Raw genomic sequence first — 20,206 nt, forward strand, 5'->3', positions numbered from 1 at the left:
ATATAATATTCCATTATTATCGTTATTATGAATTAAAAATTCCTAAGGAACAAAAATGAATCTCGGCTCGTTAGTTTCAGAAACCCGCAATCCACAGACTATGGATCTTGACGCACTCCCTACGCTTGAGCTGGTTCATCGTTTTAATCAACAGGATACGCTTGTAGCGCAAGCAGTAAAAGAGACGCTGCCAGACGTTGCCCGCGCGGTAGATGCCGCCGCCGACGCCTTAAAGGCGGGAGGGCGCATTATTTATATGGGCGCAGGCACCAGCGGACGCCTTGGCGTTCTGGACGCCTCCGAATGCCCACCAACGTTTGGCGTACCGCACGGGCTGGTGATCGGGCTGATTGCCGGCGGGCCTGGCGCGCTGCTGAAAGCGGTGGAAGGCGCGGAAGACAGTCAGCAGTTAGGGGAGGACGATCTCCGGGCGCTTGACGTGACCGCGCAGGATCTGGTTGTCGGGCTGGCGGCGTCCGGTCGTACGCCGTACGTCATTGGCGGGTTGAAATACGCGCGTCAGGTGGGCTGCGTCACGGTGGCTATCTCCTGTAATCCCGATTCTCCCATCGCGCGTGAGGCTGACATCGCCATTTCGCCGGTCGTTGGGCCGGAGGCGCTAACCGGTTCGACGCGACTGAAATCCGGTACTGCGCAAAAACTGGTGCTCAATATGATCTCCACCGGGGCGATGGTGAAGTTCGGCAAGGTGTACCAGAACCTGATGGTGGACATGAAAGCCACCAACGTTAAGCTCGTCGACAGAGCGTGCCGGATGGTGGTTGAGGCTACCGGGATTACGCGTGAAGAGGCCGAAGCGCTGCTTAAGCAGACAGATTTTGAGGTTAAACCGGCCATTCTGATGGCGCTTACCGGGCTGAATGCCGAAGACGCAAGGGCGAAATTGTCCGCTCACCAGGGATTTCTACGGGCGGCGTTAGAACGCTAACGTTACCGGAAAATTGAGGTTCTATCTGTTAGTCTATCTGGTAACGATTATCGCCGGGTTGCGGTTAACCCGGCTATTGGGCTTCAACAATCCAGAGGAGTAGGGTTTGGTTAATCACGAGCGTCGTGTCGTATTTTTTGATTTGGACGGTACGTTGCACCAGCAGGATATGTTTGGCAGTTTCCTGCGTTATCTGTTGCGTCGCCAGCCGCTGAATGCGTTGCTCGTGCTGCCGTTATTGCCGGTTATCGGGATTGGCTTGTTGATTAAAGGTCGGGCGGCGCGTTGGCCGATGAGCCTGCTGTTATGGGGCTGTACCTTCGGTCACAGTGAAGCGCGGCTCAAGGCGCATCAGGCGGATTTCGTTCGCTGGTTTCGCGATAACGTCACGGCGTTTCCGGTTGTTCAGGAGCGCCTGACGACCTATCTGTTAAGCTCTGACGCTGATATCTGGCTGATTACCGGCTCTCCGCAATCGCTGGTGGAACAGGTCTATTTCGATACGCTCTGGCTGCCGCGCGTGAACCTGATCGCCAGCCAGATGCGGCGTGGCTACGGCGGCTGGCTGCTGACTATGCGCTGTCTGGGGCACGAGAAGGTCGCCCAACTGGAACGCCAGATTGGTGCGCCGTTACGTCTGTACAGCGGCTACAGCGACAGTAAGCAGGATAACCCGCTTCTCTATTTTTGCCAGCATCGCTGGCGCGTCACGCCGCGAGGGGAGCTCCAGCAACTCGAATAGAGTTAACGATAGCGCCCATGTATAATGCGCCCGCTTTTATTACCGGAGTGTCTCCTTTGTCTGATGTTGAATTTAGCCACGAATACTGGATGCGTCATGCGTTGACGCTGGCGAAACGCGCCTGGGATGAGCGTGAAGTGCCGGTTGGCGCGGTATTGGTGCATAACAATCGCGTCATTGGCGAAGGCTGGAACCGTCCGATAGGTCATCATGATCCCACTGCGCACGCTGAAATCATGGCGCTACGTCAGGGCGGGCTGGTGCTTCAGAACTACCGTTTGCTGGATACCACGCTTTACGTGACGCTGGAGCCGTGCGTGATGTGCGCGGGAGCAATGGTACACAGCCGTATTGGTCGGGTGGTATTTGGCGCTCGCGACGCGAAAACCGGCGCGGCAGGGTCGCTGATGGACGTATTGCATCATCCGGGCATGAACCACCGCGTAGAGATCACCGAAGGTGTGTTACGCGATGAGTGCGCAGCGCTGCTCAGTGATTTCTTCCGCATGCGTCGCCAGGAGATCAAAGCGCTAAAAAAATCTTCGCAAGAATCGTTGTAGGGCAGCCAGGGCGCGAAAGCGTCCAGCCCTGTGAGATTAGTTTTCGTCTTTCTTCTTCAGTGAAAACGGCAAAGAAGGAGAGTGTGACAGGTAGTTCGATGACGGCTGCGATAAGAAAGAAGAGAAAGGAAATGTCTCCGTGTCAAACTCGGCCGGAGACACTGCCGGGTAATCCTGCGCCAGCTTTATCGCTTCTGCCGTCTGCTTCTCTTTTTCTTGCAGATAGCCGACCAGGCTAATCTGATACTTCCGAATATTTTCCACATAAGCGTAGGCTTCATGCCCGCGCGCATAGCCGTACGTCAGCTTGCTGTAATATTGTTTCTGGCTGAGCAGCGGCAGCCGTTGTTTTACATCGGCCCAGCTATCCGGGTTGCCCCTGGTTTTAACCGTCAACGCACGGGCGTCAAGCATATGTGCATAACCCATGTTATAGGCGGCGAGCGCAAACCAGATACGCTCCTCTTCCGGCACGGTTTCAGGCACTTTGCCCATCATATCCTGGATATAACGCACACCGCCGCTGATGCTCTGTTCCGCATCGGTACGGTCCGTCAGCCCCAGACTTTGCGCGGTGTTTTTGGTGAGCATCATCAGACCGCGAACGCCCGTCGGGGAGGTGGCCAGCGGGTCCCAGTGTGACTCCTGATAGGAAATTGCGGCCAGCAGGCGCCAGTCTATCTCTTGCGCGTATTTTTCAAACAACGGCTGGAGATCGGGCAGTACGCCGTCCACGGCCCGCAGGAAGGTGCGGGTATCGACATAATCAAAATCGTCGCCGTGCCCCAGATACTTCTCTTCCATACGCGCCAGTGAGCCGTCTTCATTAATAGCGTTGAAGAAATCGAGCAGTGCAGCGGAAAGCGTGTTGTCATCGTCCAGTTGGCTAAACCAGGTGACAGGCTGCTCATCGGTGACATCCAGCGCGACGGCCAGTTCAGGATGTACGCGCTGGAACAGGCTGATCGCGACAGAATCGGCAATGGTATAGTCCAGATTGCCGCTGATGACTTCGCTGAGCAGCGCCGCTGTCCCTTTTTTGTCATCGACTTTCCAGCTCAGATCGGGAAATTTTGTCTCTTTCAGCGCCTGCAAGTCATTTACCACGACATGCCCAGGCGCGATAGAGAGCTGGCTTTCATTCACCGTGGCCAGCGTGCGAGGCCGGTATTGTCCTACCCGGTAAACCAGCTGTTGCGAAACGGAATAGTAGGTCGGGCCGGGTTGATAATTCTTCACGCGCTCGCTGTTGTAAACCAGTCCTGCCGCCAGCAGATCGGCGTTGCCGTTATCTAAATCGTCAAATAGCTGGCTGATATTCTGGCGTACGGTAATTTTCAGCTTTACGCCAAGATAGCTGGCGAACTGCTGCGCCAGTTCGTAATCCAGACCGTATTTTTTTCCGTTAATGCGGGCGTAAGTCAGCGGCGACTCTATTGTCGAGACGCGTAACTCTCCCCGCGATTGAATCGCGGCGATACGATTGTCGGCTTTGCCGAACCAGGGGATTGATGGCCAGAGGGCCGCTGCCAGCAGCAGAGTCAATATGCCGATGAACAGATAATTAATCTTTAATTTTTTCAATTAGTTAATTCTCTGAATCGTGCGTAATCTCAGCCTGCTAATGTCATTTTGGTGGGTTAAAATCATCATGAATGTGCGGCATTTTGCGCAACAATGCGCCAGTTGGCAACTAATTAGAATGATTGGCCGCACCGTATGATAAGAAAAGGCGGCGATTTTATTTCGACGCAAACGGTTTCGTCGGGGCGTCAGATTCTTTATAATGTCGCCCGTTTCCCCCCTTGCGCACACTTAAAGCGCCTCAGGCGCTTCGAAGACGAGAGACTTATGATGGAAATTCTGCGTGGTTCGCCTGCACTGTCTGCATTCCGTATTAACAAACTGCTGGCGCGTTTTCAGGCGGCCAATCTTCAGGTCCACAATATTTACGCTGAGTATGTCCATTTTGCTGACCTGAGCGCCCCCTTAAACGAGGATGAGCACGTGCAACTTGCACGTTTGCTGAAATATGGGCCGAGCTTAAGCAGCCATACCCCTGAAGGAAAGCTGCTGCTGGTCACGCCGCGTCCTGGCACCATCTCCCCCTGGTCTTCCAAAGCGACTGATATCGCCCATAACTGCGGTCTGCAACAGGTAAGCCGCCTGGAGCGCGGCGTTGCATACTACGTTGAAGCCGCTACGCTCACGGCTGAACAGTGGCAGACGATTGCCGCTGAACTGCACGACCGGATGATGGAGACCGTGTTCTCTTCTTTATCTGATGCGGAAAAACTGTTTGTTCATCACCAGCCTGCGCCGGTTGCCAGTGTGGATCTGCTGGGTGAAGGGCGTCAGGCGCTGACTGACGCCAACCTGCGTCTGGGTCTGGCGCTGGCGGATGACGAAATTGATTACCTGCAAGACGCCTTCACGAAGCTGGGGCGCAATCCGAACGATATCGAGCTGTATATGTTCGCGCAGGCAAACTCCGAACACTGTCGCCATAAGATTTTTAACGCTGACTGGGTTATCGACGGGAAACCGCAGCCGAAGTCGTTGTTTAAGATGATCAAAAACACCTTTGAAACCACGCCGGATCATGTGTTGTCTGCCTATAAAGATAACGCGGCGGTGATGGAAGGTTCTGACGTGGGACGCTACTTCGCTGACCACGAGAGCGGTCGCTATGACTTCCATCAGGAGCCTGCGCATATCCTGATGAAGGTGGAAACCCATAACCACCCGACGGCAATCTCGCCGTGGCCGGGCGCGGCGACCGGCTCTGGTGGTGAGATTCGTGATGAAGGCGCAACCGGACGCGGCGCGAAGCCAAAAGCGGGTCTGGTGGGCTTCTCCGTGTCTAACCTGCGTATTCCGGGCTTTGAACAGCCGTGGGAAGAAGATTTTGGTAAACCAGAGCGTATCGTTACCGCGCTGGACATTATGACCGAAGGCCCGCTGGGCGGCGCGGCGTTTAATAATGAATTTGGTCGCCCGGCGTTGAACGGGTACTTCCGTACTTACGAAGAAAAAGTAAACAGCCACAACGGCGAAGAGCTGCGCGGCTACCACAAGCCGATCATGCTGGCGGGCGGGATCGGCAACATCCGCGCCGATCACGTACAGAAAGGCGAGATCGTCGTTGGCGCAAAGCTGATCGTGCTCGGTGGGCCGGCGATGAACATTGGTCTGGGGGGCGGGGCGGCGTCCTCTATGGCTTCTGGTCAGTCGGATGCGGATCTCGATTTTGCCTCCGTGCAGCGTGATAACCCGGAAATGGAACGTCGCTGCCAGGAAGTGATCGACCGCTGCTGGCAGTTAGGCGATGCCAACCCGATCCTGTTTATTCACGACGTCGGGGCAGGCGGTCTCTCCAACGCGATGCCGGAGCTGGTGAGCGACGGCGGGCGCGGCGGTAAATTTGAGCTGCGCGATATCCTCAGCGATGAGCCGGGCATGAGCCCGCTGGAAATCTGGTGTAACGAGTCTCAGGAGCGTTATGTGCTGGCCGTGGCCGCCGACCAGTTGCCGCTGTTTGATGAGTTGTGCAAGCGTGAGCGCGCGCCGTATGCGGTGATCGGTGAGGCCACCGAAGAACAGCATCTGTCCCTGAACGACAGTCACTTCGATAATCAACCGATCGATCTGCCGCTGGACGTGCTGCTGGGTAAAACGCCGAAAATGACCCGCGACGTGCAGACGCTGACAGCGAAAGGCGATGCGCTGGATCGTGCTGATATCACGATTGCTGATGCGGTTAAACGGGTTCTGCATCTGCCGACCGTGGCGGAGAAAACATTCCTGGTGACCATCGGCGACCGTACCGTGACTGGTATGGTGGCGCGCGATCAGATGGTCGGCCCGTGGCAGGTGCCGGTGGCGAACTGCGCGGTGACCACCGCCAGCCTCGACAGCTACTACGGCGAAGCGATGTCTATCGGTGAACGTGCGCCGGTAGCGCTGCTGGACTTTGCCGCTTCCGCCCGTCTGGCCGTTGGCGAAGCGCTGACGAACATCGCCGCGACCCAGATTGGCGATATCAAACGCATCAAGCTGTCCGCAAACTGGATGGCGGCGGCCGGTCATCCGGGTGAAGATGCCGGTCTGTATGACGCGGTGAAAGCGGTAGGCGAAGAACTCTGCCCGCAGCTTGGCCTGACGATTCCGGTGGGCAAAGACTCTATGTCGATGAAAACCCGCTGGCAGGAAGGCAACGAGCAGCGCGAAATGACCTCGCCGCTGTCGCTGGTGATTTCCGCGTTTGCCCGCGTGGAAGATGTGCGTCATACCATCACGCCGCAGCTCTCGACCGAAGATAACGCGCTGCTGCTGATCGATTTGGGTCAGGGGCATAACGCGCTGGGCGCAACGGCGCTGGCGCAGGTGTATCGTCAACTGGGCGACAAACCGGCAGACGTGCGCGATGTGGCGCAGTTAAAAGGCTTCTACGATGCGATTCAGGCGCTGGTGGCGCAGCGTAAACTGCTGGCGTATCACGACCGTTCCGACGGCGGCCTGCTGGTCACGCTTGCCGAGATGGCCTTTACCGGTCACTGCGGCATCCAGGCCGATATTGCAACATTTGGCGACGATCGTCTGGCGGCGCTGTTTAACGAAGAACTGGGCGCAGTGATCCAGGTGCGGGCGGCCGATCGCGAAGCGGTCGAGGCGCTGCTGGCGAAGCACGGTCTGAGTGACTGCGTACACTATTTAGGTCAGGCCGTTTCCGGCGACCGTTTTGTGATTGAATCCAACGGGCAGGTCGTCTTCAGCGAAAGCCGCACCACGCTTCGTACCTGGTGGGCGGAAACGACCTGGCAGATGCAGCGCCTGCGCGACAACCCGGAATGTGCCGATCAGGAACATGACGCAAAAACCAACGATGCCGACCCGGGTCTGAACGTGAAATTGTCGTTCGATATCAATGAAGATATCGCCGCGCCGTATATTGCTACCGGCGCGCGTCCGAAGGTTGCCGTACTGCGCGAACAGGGCGTGAACTCCCACGTTGAGATGGCGGCGGCGTTCCATCGCGCGGGCTTTGACGCGATTGATGTGCATATGAGCGATCTGCTGGCTGGCCGTATTGGGTTGGGTAATTTCCAGGCGCTGGTTGCCTGTGGCGGTTTCTCTTACGGTGACGTGCTGGGCGCGGGTGAAGGCTGGGCGAAATCGATTCTGTTCAACAATCGCGTACGCGACGAGTTCGAAACGTTCTTCCACCGCCCGCAGACGCTGGCGCTTGGTGTATGTAACGGTTGCCAGATGATGTCTAACCTGCGTGAACTGATTCCGGGGAGCGATCTGTGGCCGCGTTTTGTGCGTAACCATTCTGACCGTTTTGAAGCGCGCTTCAGCCTGGTGGAAGTGACCCAAAGCCCGTCTCTGCTGTTGCAGGGAATGGTTGGCTCGCAGATGCCTGTCGCGGTGTCCCACGGTGAAGGGCGCGTTGAAGTGCGTGACGATGCGCATCTGGCTGGGCTGGAAAGCAAAGGTCTGGTTGCGCTGCGTTATGTCGATAACTTCGGTAAGGTTACGGAAAACTACCCGGCCAACCCGAACGGATCGCCAAATGGCATCACCGCCGTTACCACGGAAAACGGTCGCGCCACCATTATGATGCCGCACCCGGAGCGCGTCTTCCGCACTGTCAGCAACTCCTGGCACCCGGAAAACTGGGGCGAAGACAGCCCGTGGATGCGTATTTTCCGCAATGCGCGTAAGCAGTTAGGTTAATCCGCACGTAAATGGCCCGATAAGCAAAGCACTATCGGGCCTGGACATACGCGTAGGCCGGATAAGGCGAAGCCGCCATCCGGCAAGGAAGCTTCCGTGAGGGAGCTTTTTTTTGCCCTGCCATCAACCATAAAGGTGTCGGGAAATGCCGACATCAGTAGATTGTCTGTGTCGCCAAAAGGAGACATTTAACTCATTGATTTACAAAGATGGCGTAAGGTTTGTTTTTAGGTGTCTCTGAATGGCGACACCTTGCTGAAATTTTGTTCGTTTTGTAACGGTGACGGTTTCTCTATAAAACCAAATAAAATCATAATGTTAATTATTTGTTTTTAAAATTGGCACACTTACTGCATAATAGTAACCAGTGGCTCATTCACCTTCTTATGTCAGCCCCTTCGGGAAGCGCTACATAAACTTCGAATGACGCACAACAAGGTGCCTGCCGTCCAACTTCTGATAATAGCGTCGCTTTATCAACCACCGGGCGAAACGTCGAGTTAGGCACCGCCTTATTCCATAACAAAGCCGGGTTAATCCCGGCTTTGTTGTATCTGATGTTCCCCTCGGTTAGCATCCTTGTATCCTTATCCGATGAGAGTAACGCCTTGAAGCGCTGGTCTGTTTTCCCCCGGTCCTTGCGACAACTGGTTATGCTGGCATTTCTGCTGATTCTGTTGCCTTTGTTGGTACTGGCCTGGCAGGCCTGGCAAAGTCTCAACGCGCTCAGCGCCCAGGCGGCGCAGACTAACCGCACCACGCTGATAGATGCCCGGCGCAGCGAAGCGATGACCAACGTGGCGCTGGAGATGGAGCGCAGCTACCGGCAATATTGCGTGCTCGACGACCGTACGCTGGCGAAGGTGTATCAGAGCCAGCGAAAACGCTACAGCGAAATGCTGGACGCACATGCGGGAGTATTGCCGGACGCTAAACTTTACCAGGCGCTACGCGATGATCTGAACGGTCTTGCACAATTACAGTGTAAAAATAGCGGCCCTGACGCTACCGCCGCCGCGCGGCTGGAGGCTTTTGCCAACGCCAATACGGAAATGGTGCAGGCAACGCGCACGGTGGTGTTCTCGCGCGGGCAGCAGTTACAGCAGGAAATCGCAGAGCGCGGACAATTCTTTGGCTGGCAGGCGCTGGTGCTGTTTCTGGTCAGTCTGGCGATGGTACTGCTTTTTACAAGGATGATCATTGGGCCGGTGAAAGGGATAGAACGGATGATTAACCGGCTGGGAGAAGGGCGCTCTCTGGGAAATACCGTATCGTTTACCGGGCCGCGCGAGCTGCGTTCGGTGGGGCAGCGCATTATCTGGTTGAGTGAACGTCTGTCCTGGCTGGAATCCCAACGGCATCAGTTTTTACGTCACCTGTCGCATGAGCTGAAAACGCCGCTGGCCAGTATGCGCGAAGGGACAGAGCTGCTGGCCGATCAGGTCGTGGGGCCATTGACGCCGGAGCAAAAAGAGGTCGTCGGCATTCTGGACGATAGCAGCCGCAACTTACAGAAGTTGATTGAGCAACTGCTTGATTACAACAGGAAACTGGCGGACAGCGCGATTGAGATGGAAACCGTGGAGCTTGAACCGCTGGTGGATATGGTGGTTTCCGCTCACAGTTTGCCTGCGCGCGCTAAAATGATGCATACCGAGGTCAGGCTGGCTATCGACAGCTGTCTGGCCGAGCCGATGCTATTAATGAGCGTGCTGGACAATCTTTATTCCAATGCGGTGCACTATGGCGCTGAATCCGGTAACATTTGTATTCGCAGCAATGTATATGGTTCAAAGGCGCACATTGATGTGATCAATACGGGCACGCCGATCCCGGAAGCGGAAAGGGCCATGATTTTTGAACCCTTTTTCCAGGGAAGCCATCAGCGTAAAGGTGCGGTGAAGGGGAGCGGATTAGGGTTAAGTATCGCCAGGGACTGCATCCGTCGTATGCAGGGGGAACTGTATCTGGTCGATGAGAATGCGCAAGAAGTTTGCTTCCGTATCGAACTGCCGCTATCTGCATCGAAAAACCACTAAAAATGAAGCTAAGCCTGGTGAGTATGCCACACGTTTTTGTTCGAGTTCTGAAGCGATTATTTCCCCGAAGAGGATGGTTAGCGAGTGTGCCTTGCCTGGTGCTGATGGGGTGCGCGCCACATGCCGCGAAGCATGTCGTAAATGATGCGTCGCAGGAAAAAATTCCACCGTATCAGCTGGCGGATTATCTCTCTACCGACTGTACGGATATCTGGTTACTCAAAGGGCCATCGACGGATAACAATCCGCTTTACTGGCTGCGGGCGATTGATTGTGCCGATCGCCTGTTGCCTGTTCAGTCACGCAATGAAGCGCGGGCGCTGGAAGATGGCAGCTGGCAGAACACGTTCAAACGCGGGATTCTGCTGGCGGATGCTAAAATTACGCCCCTTGAACGGCGCGATATGGTCACTCGCCTCGATGCGCTAAGCGCGCAAATTCCCGCTCAGGTGCGCCCGCTCTATCAGCTCTGGCGCGACGGCCAGGCGCTACAGCTACAGCTTGCCGAAGAGCGCCAGCGTTACAGTAAACTCCAGCAAGCGTCGGATAGCGAGCTTGATACATTGCGTCAGCAGCATCAGCACTTACAGGCGCAGCTCGATCTCACGACGCGCAAGCTGGAGAATCTGACTGATATTGAGCGCCAGCTCTCCACGCGCAAACCCGCAGGCAACTACAATCCTGACGCGACACACGGAAATGATAAACCCGCAGCGCCTGATGACGGCGCATCTTCCACACTGCCACAAGATGAGGTAACGCCATGATAAGCCGCAAACCGGCACATCTGCTGCTCGTGGACGATGACCCGGGGCTGTTGAAACTGCTTGGGATGCGCCTGACCAGCGAAGGCTACAGCGTCGTGACGGCGGAAAGCGGTCAGGAAGGGCTGCGCGTACTGAATCGCGAAAAAGTGGATCTGGTCATTAGCGATCTGCGAATGGATGAAATGGATGGCATGCAGCTGTTCACGGAAATCCAGAAAGTCCAGCCCGGTATGCCCGTCATCATTTTGACCGCACACGGCTCTATTCCTGATGCGGTGGCGGCGACGCAAAAAGGCGTGTTTAGCTTTCTGACCAAACCGGTCGATAAAGATGCGCTGTATCAGGCCATTGATGACGCGCTTGAACAGTCGGCGCCGGCAATGGATGACAGTTGGCGCGAATCAATCGTTACGCGCAGTCCGTTGATGATACGCCTGCTGGAACAGGCGCGGATGGTGGCGCAATCGGATGTCAGCGTGCTGATTAACGGGCAAAGCGGCACCGGGAAAGAGATTTTCGCGCAGGCTATCCATAACGCCAGCCCGCGCAGCAGTAAACCTTTCATCGCCATTAACTGCGGCGCGCTGCCGGAACAGCTACTGGAGTCCGAACTGTTTGGCCACGCGCGCGGGGCGTTTACCGGCGCGGTCAGCAACCGTGAAGGGTTATTTCAGGCGGCGGAAGGCGGCACGCTGTTTCTTGATGAAATCGGCGATATGCCCGCGCCGTTACAGGTTAAGCTGCTGCGCGTTCTGCAAGAGCGCAAAGTCAGACCGCTTGGCAGCAATCGCGATATCGATATTGATGTGCGCATTATCTCCGCAACGCACCGCGATCTGCCTAAGGCGATGGCGCGGGGTGAATTTCGCGAAGACTTATATTACCGTCTGAACGTGGTGAGTCTGAAGATCCCGACGCTGGCGGAGCGTACGGAAGATATTCCGCTGCTGGCGAATCATCTTCTGCGCCAGTCAGCAGAGCGGCATAAACCGTTTGTGCGGGCGTTTTCAACGGATGCGATGAAGCGACTGATGACCGCAAGCTGGCCGGGAAACGTGCGTCAGTTGGTGAACGTTATTGAGCAGTGCGTGGCGTTAACTTCCTCGCCGGTTATCAGCGACGCGCTGGTGGAGCAGGCGCTGGAAGGCGAAAATACGGCGCTGCCGACGTTTGTTGAGGCGCGTAATCAGTTTGAGCTTAACTACTTGCGTAAACTGCTGCAAATCACCAAAGGGAATGTCACCCATGCGGCGAGAATGGCAGGGCGTAACCGGACGGAATTTTATAAGCTGCTCTCGCGCCATGAGTTGGATGCAAACGATTTCAAAGAGTAGTTTTCATGCCGTAAAGTAGCGTGAATTATGTTACGTTTATCAGATTAAAAGACAGGCGACCTTTTCAAGGAATAGCATGAAAAAGATTGATGCGATTATTAAACCCTTCAAGCTGGACGACGTCCGTGAAGCGCTGGCTGAGGTAGGCATTACCGGTATGACGGTTACTGAAGTGAAAGGCTTTGGGCGTCAGAAAGGCCATACCGAGCTGTACCGTGGCGCGGAATATATGGTGGATTTTCTGCCGAAGGTGAAAATTGAAATCGTGGTGACCGACGATATTGTGGATACCTGCGTTGACACCATTATTCGCACCGCGCAGACGGGGAAAATCGGTGACGGTAAAATTTTTGTCTTTGACGTTGCGCGCGTGATTCGTATTCGTACCGGCGAAGAAGACGACGCGGCAATTTAAGCCGCGTCGTGCTTGCCGGATGGCGGTGTAAACACCTTATCCGGCCTACAAAATCCCGTAGGCCTGATAAGTGCAGCGCCATCAGGCATGACTTAATTACAGCACTTTATGTGGGCCGAAGCATTCGTAATGAATGTTTTCGCTTTTCACGCCCAGCCCTGTCAGCTGCTTCGCAGCAAACTGCATAAAGCCGACCGGACCGCACAGATAAAACTGCATTGCCGGATCGCTGATCGCACTTTCCAGTTTGTTCAAATCCATCAGACCTGTGCTGTCGAACGCGCCATTCGCACGATCGGCTTCTGTCGGTTCGCGATACCAGGTATGTGCGGTAAAGCGCGGCAGGGTTTTACCCAGCTCGCTCACTTCATCTGCAAACGCATGCACGTCGCCGTTTTCCGCCGCGTGGAACCAGTTCACCTGCGCGGTGTGGTTGGCTTTGGTCAGCGTATCCAGCATGGCCAGCATTGGGGTCTGGCCTACGCCTGCGGAAATCAGGGAAACAGGCGTATCCGTTGCGACATCCATGAAGAAATCACCTGCCGGAGCGGCTAAGTGGACGATATCGCCGACGCTTGCGTGGTTGTGCAGCCAGCTGGAAACCTGACCGCCATCTTCACGCTTAACTGCGATGCGATAACCTTTACCATCCGGCTTGCGGGTCAGGGAATACTGACGGATCTCCTGATGCGGGAAGCCTTCCGGTTTCAGCCAGACCCCCAGGTATTGACCCGGATGATATTCTGCGACCGGGCCGCCATCGACCGGTTCAAATTCAAAGCTGGTAATCAGGGCGCTGCGCGGCGTTTTCGCGACGATGCGGAACGGACGAGTGCCTTCCCAGCCGCCATTCTTGCTGGCGTTTTCGCTGTAGATTTGCGCTTCGCGATTGATAAAGACATTGGCCAGAACGCCATACGCTTTACCCCAGGCATCCAGCACTTCCTGGCCTGGGCTGAACATTTCGTCCAGCGTTGCCAGCAGGTGGCCGCCAACGATGTTGTACTGTTCTGGTTTGATCTGGAAACTGGTGTGCTTCTGGGCGATTTTTTCTACCGCAGGCAGCAGCGCAGGCAGGTTTTCGATATTGCTGGCATAGGCCGCGATGGCGTTAAACAGCGCTTCACGTTGATCGCCATTTCGCTGGTTACTCATGTTAAAAATTTCTTTGAGTTCAGGGTTGTGGGTAAACATGCGATCGTAGAAATGGGCGGTCAGTTTTGGACCGGTTTCAACCAGCAGGGGAATGGTGGCTTTTACTGTGGCGATGGTTTGAGCGTCAAGCATACTGTCTTCCTTTATCTGAGACTTTAATGATGTATGTCAAATACATCTTATAAAAAATAACCCTGTATTGTAAATGGTTCTTTGTAACTTTGCGTTTTTAACGTTACAACGTGAAAAATCTGCATCACAAACCTGAAAAGAAATCCGTTGAAATTCGTAAGGTCTTCATTCGACAAAGCCTTGTACAGCATGAAGGTAATCGTTTGCGTAAAATCCTTTGTCAAGACCTGTTATCGCAGAATGATTCGGTTATACTGTTGGCCGTTGTCCCACGGGATTGCCTTTTTAGGCCAAAAATTTATCGTTAGCTGAGTCAGGAGATGCGGATGTTAAAGCGTGAAATGAACATTGCCGATTATGATGCCGAACTGTGGCAGGCTATGGAGCAGGAAAAAGTACGTCAGGAAGAGCACATCGAACTGATCGCCTCCGAAAACTACACCAGCCCGCGCGTGATGCAGGCGCAGGGGTCTCAGCTGACCAACAAATATGCTGAAGGATATCCGGGCAAGCGCTACTACGGCGGTTGCGAATATGTGGATGTCGTTGAGCAACTGGCGATTGACCGCGCGAAAGAACTGTTTGGCGCAGACTACGCCAACGTCCAGCCGCACTCTGGTTCTCAGGCTAACTTCGCGGTCTACACTGCGCTGCTGCAACCGGGCGACACCGTTCTGGGTATGAACCTGGCGCAAGGTGGCCACCTGACTCACGGTTCTCCGGTAAACTTCTCCGGTAAACTGTACAACATCGTGCCTTACGGCATCGATGAGTCCGGTAAAATTGACTACGAAGAGATGGCGAAGCTGGCTCAGACTCATAAACCGAAGATGATCATCGGCGGCTTCTCTGCTTATTCCGGCGTCGTTGACTGGGCAAAAATGCGTGAAATTGCCGACAGCATTGGCGCGTACCTGTTTGTTGATATGGCGCACGTCGCGGGTCTTATCGCCGCAGACGTTTATCCGAACCCGGTTCCGCATGCTCACGTTGTGACCACCACCACGCACAAAACCCTGGCGGGTCCGCGCGGCGGCCTGATCCTGGCGAAAGGCGGTGACGAAGAGTTGTACAAAAAACTGAACTCTGCCGTTTTCCCTAGTGCTCAGGGTGGCCCGCTGATGCATGTGATCGCCGGTAAAGCGGTGGCGCTGAAAGAAGCGATGGAACCGGAGTTCAAAGTCTACCAGCAGCAGGTTGCCAAAAACGCCAAAGCGATGGTGGAAGTGTTCCTGAACCGTGGCTACAAAGTGGTTTCCGGCGGTACAGAGAACCACCTGTTCCTGCTGGATCTGGTGGACAAAAACCTGACCGGTAAAGAAGCTGACGCCGCGCTGGGTCGTGCCAACATCACCGTTAACAAAAACAGCGTGCCGAACGATCCGAAGAGCCCGTTCGTCACTTCCGGTATCCGTATCGGTTCTCCGGCCATTACGCGTCGCGGCTTTAAAGAAGCAGAAGCCAAAGAACTGGCTGGCTGGATGTGCGATGTGCTGGACAACATCAACGATGAAGCGGTTATCGAGCGCATCAAAGGCAAAGTGCTGGACATCTGCGCACGCTTCCCGGTTTACGCGTAAGCGATACGCCTGGCATCGTGAAAAAGGCTTCCTGCGGGAAGCCTTTTTTATTTCCGGGTCACGCCGTGTGGGCGAATCCAGGCGTGACTTTGATACCCGGTTATATGAATAATTTTAATACCGCGCCGGTGGTTTTTCATTCGACAAGCGAGTCTCCTTTCATCGCAGGGTGTCGGACTTATACTCAGAGCGCGTTTAGCTGTGATTCGACGTACAGATAGCCGATCCCCATCAACTGTTGCGAACGACTGAGTGTGCCAAAGCCGATCCGGGTGGACCTTGCCTGCGGGTTATCGCCATGATCAAAGGGATTAAACCCCGTTTGCTGCACCAGCGTATTCAGCCAGCTTTCGCCAAAGGCGCAACTGCGGCCATAAATCCAGATTTGGTTAATATTCAGGATATTCAGAAAGTTATATAAACTCAGGCCAATCGCGCTGGCGGCGTGTTCCACCCAGGCCTGGATGCGGACATCGCCCTGTTGCCAGGCGGTAATCAGTTGATCGATGGTGATAGTTTCTGGGTCGCAATCCGCCGTGGGCTGCGTTTTCATCCACCGTCGGGCCTGCTTTTTAAGCGCGCTGAGCGAGGCCACGGTTTCCAGACAGCCGTAGCGGCCGCAATCACAGGCCACCCCGTCCGGGTTGACGATGGTATGTCCGATCTGACCGCTGCCATACAAACTGCCGCGCCAGATGTTGTCGTTGATGACGAAGGAGGAACCAATCCCGTAATCGACGTTAATGACGCAGAAATCGCGGTTTGCCGCCGGGTTTTGCCACTTCTCCGCCAGCGCCAGCATCACGCAGTCATTGTCTAACCGCACCTGTACGCCGAGCATCTCCTCCAGCAAATATTTAATCTCAACCGGGGTTTTCCACGGTGCCTGCGGCATGGTTTTTGACGCCCCGGTAATGGGATCGACCTGACCGTGAACGCCTAATGCCAGATTGATGGTCACGTCGGGATAGCGCTGACGATATTCCCGCCAGTGCGCAGCAAGCGCGGTCAGCAAGGCTTTTGGCGAACCGGCATTGATCTCCGCATGGCGCCAGTCGCCTACGGCGACCAGACGCGCATCTGCCAGCTGGCTGGTGATGCTGGTGGGCGTCACGTTCATACACAGCGTCCAGTCTCCCTGTTCGGGCAGATGATAGCTGCCGCTACTCAGCCCTCGTTGGCTTAACGTCTCCCGGGAATGGCAAATTCTTCCCTCATCGATCAACTCCTCCAGAATATTGCTGACCGCCGGAATCGACAGGCCGCTGAGCTGCGCCAGCCGGGATTTACTGAGCTGTTTTTCACGCCACAGGTGCGACAGAAAGATCTGCTTGTTGGCTTGCCTGACCCGGGCGTTATTGAACCCTGTACGCTGCATACACTTAACTCCCTTAACTATATTGCGTGAGCATTGCGTATTTTAACGCCAGTTATCTGCCCCAGAATAGCAGCAAGGTGAAATTTTACTTTTGTTTGTTTAGTGGAGAATGACATGTACGGTTCAGTTAAGGTCTGGCAGGAAACACTCTCACTCCCTACGTGGACAACCGGCGAAGAAGATCCGAACCCGATGTTCCTGGAAAAGCGGGTTTATCAGGGGTCTTCAGGCGCGGTTTATCCTTATGGCGTCATCGATACGCTGACCGGTGAACGTGAAATGCGCGAGTATCAGGCAGTCTGGATGGAGAATGATTTTATTCGCATCATGCTGCTGCCGGAGCTGGGCGGACGTATTCATCGCGCGTATGACAAAGTGCAGCAGCGTGATTTTGTTTACTACAACGAAGTGGTGAAACCCGCGCTGGTCGGGCTGCTGGGGCCGTGGATCTCTGGTGGGATTGAATTTAACTGGCCGCAGCATCACCGTCCAACCACATTTATGCCGGTGGATTTTACCTGTCAGCAGGGCGAACACGGAGAACAAACCGTGTGGATGGGGGAAGTGGAACCTATGCGCGGCTTGCAGGTGATGACCGGATTTACGCTGTACCCCGATCGGGCATTAATTGAAATCACCGGAAAAGTCTTTAACGGCAACGCTACGCCGCGCCATTTTTTGTGGTGGGCGAACCCGGCGGTGAAAGGCGGAGACGACCACCAGAGCGTCTTCCCGCCGGACGTTACTGCCGTATATGACCACGGTAAACGGGATGTCTCCGCCTTTCCGATCGCGACGGGCACTTATTACAAAGTGGACTACTCCGCCGGCGTGGATATCTCGCGTTATAAAAATGTACCGGTGCCGACCTCTTATATGGCTGAAAAGTCAGATTATGATTTTGTCGGCGCCTGGCATCATGGCGAACGAGGGGGGCTGCTGCATGTGGCCGACCACCATATTTCGCCGGGTAAAAAACAGTGGACGTGGGGATACGGTGATTTTGGCGTGGCCTGGGATCGCAACCTGACCGATGACAACGGCCCGTACATTGAACTCATGACCGGGGTCTTCACCGACAACCAGCCTGATTTTACCTGGCTTGCGCCGTATGAAGAGAAAGTCTTCGTGCAAAATTTCCTGCCCTACAGTGAACTGGGCATGGTGCAAAACGCCAGTACGCAGCTTGCGCTGCGCCTTGAGCGAGAAGGGAACCAGCTTTCATCCGGCGTTTATGCCGTTGCGCCGCTACATGACGTTCAGGTAACGCTTTGTGCCCAGGGGCAACCGTTCTTTGAAAAAACACTCACGCTGGAACCCGGTCAAAGCTGGCGCGCCGATCTTTCTGACGCGGGCCACGCGCGGGTGAAAATGACCGTTGCCCGTCGTGATGGCGTCACGCTGCTGGCGTATGAGGAGCATATCGCGGAGGACTTGCCGTTGCCGAAAGCGGCCTGCGCGCCCGAGCTGCCAGAGGCGCTGTCCAGTACTGATGAGCTCTATTTTATTGGTCAGCATCTGGAGCAGTACAACCATGCCAGCCGCTATGCAGAAGAGTATTACCAGCGAGCGCTGGACGTGGACCCGCATGACTATCGCAACAATGTCGCGTTGGGCACGCTGGCGCTGAATCGTGCGGACTGGGCGCAGGCAGAGCGCTGTGCGCAGTCTGCCTTACAGCGGGCGCATAAGCTCAATAAAAATCCGCGTGATGGGGAGGCGAGTATGCTGCTGGCCGCCGCGCTGGAACGCCAGGGCAAGGACGACTTCGCCCGTGAGCACTATTACAAAGCCAGCTGGAGCGGCAACTGTCGTGACGCGGCCTTCTGGTCGCTGGCGCGAATCGCCATGAAGCGGAATGATTACGCCGATGCGCTGGAGAAAGTGAATCTGAGTTTGCGCTTTAATGGCAGCAATAATCTGGCGATGGGGCTGAAAGCACTGGCTCTGGCCGGACTCGGGCGCACAACCGAAGCGCTGGCGTATATTTCACAGCAGCTTATTGAGTACCCGCTGAGTTACACCCTGCATTATGCGCGCTGGGCTATCCGTCAGGATGAGGCGGCGAAAGAGGCGCTTATCGCCATTACCGGGCGCCGTGGCACCAACGCCTGCGAGCTGGCGGGCTGGCTGGTCTCTTGTGGGCAAAAAGAGGCCGCCCGCGCGGTGCTGACGCTGCTCGACAGCCAGGAGACGCTGCCCATGCTGTGGCGCGCGTCGCTGAGTGATGATCCGCAACCGTTTATTGCGCTGGCTCGCGACTGTTTGCACAACCGCGTTCGTTTTCCCAACACGCTCGACGAAGTGCAAATGCTGCAAACGCTGTCGGATTGCGCCTTCGCTCGCTATCTGCTGGGTTGTTTCTGGTACAGCAAACGTTGTTATGAAGAGGCGGTGAATTGCTGGCAGTTTACGCTGGAGCAGGAACCGAATTTCGCGCCGGTGCATCGGCTGCTGGGGATTTACGCCTGGAACAAACAGCACGATGCGCAGAAAGCGCTGAAATACCTGTCTCAGGCGGTTGCGCTGGAGCCGAAGAATGCCCGCTTCCTGTTTGAGCTGGATTATCTGAACAAACTGATGGCAGCGCCAGCCGAGGCGCGTTTACAACGGCTGGAGGCCAGCAAAGAGATTGTTTTCCATCGCGACGATCTGACCGTGGAATTGCTTAGCGTATGGAATAGCCTCGGTCGCTACGAAGCGGCCGCCGGGGTGTTGCGCGAACGTGTTTTTCACCCCTGGGAAGGCGGGGAGGGCAAAGCCACCGGGCAATATTTACTGAATCAGATCCATCAGGCGCTGGAGGCTATTCGCCGTGGCGAGCCGCAAAACGCCACCGTTTTGCTTCAGCAGGCGTTGCACTATCCGCACAATCTCGGCGAGGGGCGTTTACCGGGACAAACGGATAATGACATCTGGTATTTGCTGGGCTATTGCGCGCGCCAGCAAGGTCATCATGATGAGGCGCAGCGCTATTTCACCCGCGCGACTCGCGGAGGCAGCTCGTTGGACGCGGGACGTTACTACAATGACCAGCCGGTGGATTATCTCTTCTGGCAGGGGATGGCGCTGAAAGCGTCAGGTGACTGCACTGAAGCGAACCTTCTTTTCCAGAGTTTCCTGCAATGGGTGGAGACGCAGCGTGACAAGGTTCCCGACGTCGATTTCTTCGCCGTATCGTTACCGGATCTGGTCGTACTGGATACACCCGCGCAGGAGAAACACCAGCAGCACTGTCTGTTCATTACCGCGCTGGGCCATCTGGGGCTGGGCGATATCCCGGCGTGCCAGCAGGCGCTAAACGCGCTCCTGCAACGCAATCCGACGCATGACAAGGCGCAACTGCTGCGCCATGCGCTCAACATACCGTTATTTCAATAGACCCTGAACAGGTGGAGGCGACTCCACCTGAAACC

At 55.4% G+C, this 20,206-nt stretch carries 13 protein-coding genes and 1 pseudogene; 10 read left to right on the plus strand and 4 right to left on the minus strand.

Annotated elements, in window-relative coordinates:
• Positions 1-55 precede the first annotated feature (55 nt).
• From murQ to tadA, 3 genes are all read left to right on the plus strand, one after another.
• Positions 56-949 carry an N-acetylmuramic acid 6-phosphate etherase gene (murQ, locus tag OGV83_RS10145; RefSeq protein ID WP_286463532.1) on the plus strand — a complete coding sequence of 298 codons (894 nt, stop codon included), beginning with the start codon at positions 56-58 and terminating at the stop codon, positions 947-949.
• Positions 950-1,055: 106 nt separating this feature from the next.
• The gene (yfhb, locus tag OGV83_RS10155; protein WP_012131221.1) at positions 1,056-1,691 is read left to right on the plus strand and encodes a phosphatidylglycerophosphatase C; all 636 of its coding nucleotides are present in this window, start codon (positions 1,056-1,058) and stop codon (positions 1,689-1,691) included.
• A 17-nt stretch (positions 1,692-1,708) separates the two neighbouring features.
• Positions 1,709-2,251 carry a tRNA adenosine(34) deaminase TadA gene (gene tadA, locus OGV83_RS10160; RefSeq protein ID WP_012131222.1) on the plus strand — a complete coding sequence of 181 codons (543 nt, stop codon included), beginning with the start codon at positions 1,709-1,711 and terminating at the stop codon, positions 2,249-2,251.
• 36 nt (positions 2,252-2,287) lie between these two features.
• Here the strand turns inward: tadA and mltF are convergent, their stop codons facing one another.
• The gene (gene mltF / locus OGV83_RS10165) at positions 2,288-3,835 is read right to left on the minus strand and encodes a membrane-bound lytic murein transglycosylase MltF (protein WP_071258082.1); all 1,548 of its coding nucleotides are present in this window, start codon (positions 3,833-3,835) and stop codon (positions 2,288-2,290) included.
• Between the two features lie 267 nt (positions 3,836-4,102).
• On the opposite strand from mltF, the gene purL reads away from it, so the two are divergent.
• The 5 genes from purL to glnB all read left to right on the plus strand — a co-directional run bounded on the left by purL (position 4,103) and on the right by glnB (position 12,545).
• A complete protein-coding gene (gene purL, locus OGV83_RS10170) occupies positions 4,103-7,990 on the plus strand; it encodes a phosphoribosylformylglycinamidine synthase (RefSeq protein WP_286463534.1) in 3,888 nt (1,295 codons plus the stop codon).
• Between the two features lie 608 nt (positions 7,991-8,598).
• The gene (qseE, locus tag OGV83_RS10175) at positions 8,599-10,029 is read left to right on the plus strand and encodes a two component system sensor histidine kinase QseE/GlrK (RefSeq protein ID WP_047461964.1); all 1,431 of its coding nucleotides are present in this window, start codon (positions 8,599-8,601) and stop codon (positions 10,027-10,029) included.
• 23 nt (positions 10,030-10,052) lie between these two features.
• Positions 10,053-10,796 (plus strand): two-component system QseEF-associated lipoprotein QseG, encoded by a 744-nt coding sequence (gene qseG, locus OGV83_RS10180; protein ID WP_112001756.1) that lies wholly within the window; start codon positions 10,053-10,055, stop codon positions 10,794-10,796.
• The gene (gene glrR / locus OGV83_RS10185; RefSeq protein ID WP_024130114.1) at positions 10,796-12,130 is read left to right on the plus strand and encodes a two-component system response regulator GlrR; all 1,335 of its coding nucleotides are present in this window, start codon (positions 10,796-10,798) and stop codon (positions 12,128-12,130) included. Before qseG ends, glrR begins: the two co-directional genes overlap by 1 nt.
• A 76-nt stretch (positions 12,131-12,206) precedes the next feature.
• Entirely contained in the window at positions 12,207-12,545 is a 339-nt protein-coding gene (gene glnB / locus OGV83_RS10190) for a nitrogen regulatory protein P-II (RefSeq protein WP_002914032.1), read from the plus strand.
• Here glnB and OGV83_RS21615 read toward each other — a convergent pair.
• Together OGV83_RS21615 and hmpA are read right to left on the minus strand one after the other, a co-directional pair.
• Positions 12,542-12,637: pseudogene (locus OGV83_RS21615) on the minus strand (hypothetical protein); the annotation flags it as partial. The gene glnB and the pseudogene OGV83_RS21615 overlap by 4 nt on opposite strands.
• 4 nt (positions 12,638-12,641) lie before the next feature.
• On the minus strand, positions 12,642-13,832 hold the full coding sequence (hmpA, locus tag OGV83_RS10195; RefSeq protein WP_012131231.1) for an NO-inducible flavohemoprotein: 1,191 nt from the start codon (positions 13,830-13,832) through the stop codon (positions 12,642-12,644).
• A gap of 326 nt (positions 13,833-14,158) precedes the next feature.
• Here hmpA and glyA point away from each other — a divergent pair, with 326 nt between their 5' ends.
• On the plus strand, positions 14,159-15,412 hold the full coding sequence (glyA, locus tag OGV83_RS10200) for a serine hydroxymethyltransferase (protein ID WP_024130115.1): 1,254 nt from the start codon (positions 14,159-14,161) through the stop codon (positions 15,410-15,412).
• A 184-nt stretch (positions 15,413-15,596) separates the two neighbouring features.
• Here the strand turns inward: glyA and OGV83_RS10205 are convergent, their stop codons facing one another.
• Complete coding sequence (locus OGV83_RS10205; RefSeq protein ID WP_047461977.1) at positions 15,597-16,790, minus strand: ROK family transcriptional regulator; 1,194 nt, start codon at positions 16,788-16,790, stop codon at positions 15,597-15,599.
• Positions 16,791-16,904: 114 nt separating this feature from the next.
• Here OGV83_RS10205 and OGV83_RS10210 point away from each other — a divergent pair, with 114 nt between their 5' ends.
• Positions 16,905-20,171 carry a DUF5107 domain-containing protein gene (locus OGV83_RS10210; protein ID WP_286463535.1) on the plus strand — a complete coding sequence of 1,089 codons (3,267 nt, stop codon included), beginning with the start codon at positions 16,905-16,907 and terminating at the stop codon, positions 20,169-20,171.
• Positions 20,172-20,206 lie beyond the last annotated feature (35 nt).

It is taken from the genome of Citrobacter sp. CK189 (assembly GCF_030333505.1).
Taxonomy (GTDB): Bacteria; Pseudomonadota; Gammaproteobacteria; order Enterobacterales; family Enterobacteriaceae; genus Citrobacter_B; species Citrobacter_B koseri.

Coding starts and splice junctions, on each gene's coding strand:
- murQ (WP_286463532.1), top strand. CDS start 56: ATGAATCTCGGCTCGTTAGTTTCAGAAACCCGCAATCCACAGACTATG.
- tadA (WP_012131222.1), top strand. CDS start 1,709: ATGTATAATGCGCCCGCTTTTATTACCGGAGTGTCTCCTTTGTCTGAT.
- purL (WP_286463534.1), top strand. CDS start 4,103: ATGATGGAAATTCTGCGTGGTTCGCCTGCACTGTCTGCATTCCGTATT.
- qseG (WP_112001756.1), top strand. CDS start 10,053: ATGCCACACGTTTTTGTTCGAGTTCTGAAGCGATTATTTCCCCGAAGA.
- glnB (WP_002914032.1), top strand. CDS start 12,207: ATGAAAAAGATTGATGCGATTATTAAACCCTTCAAGCTGGACGACGTC.
- hmpA (WP_012131231.1), bottom strand. CDS start 13,832: ATGCTTGACGCTCAAACCATCGCCACAGTAAAAGCCACCATTCCCCTG.
- glyA (WP_024130115.1), top strand. CDS start 14,159: ATGTTAAAGCGTGAAATGAACATTGCCGATTATGATGCCGAACTGTGG.
- OGV83_RS10205 (WP_047461977.1), bottom strand. CDS start 16,790: ATGCAGCGTACAGGGTTCAATAACGCCCGGGTCAGGCAAGCCAACAAG.
- OGV83_RS10210 (WP_286463535.1), top strand. CDS start 16,905: ATGTACGGTTCAGTTAAGGTCTGGCAGGAAACACTCTCACTCCCTACG.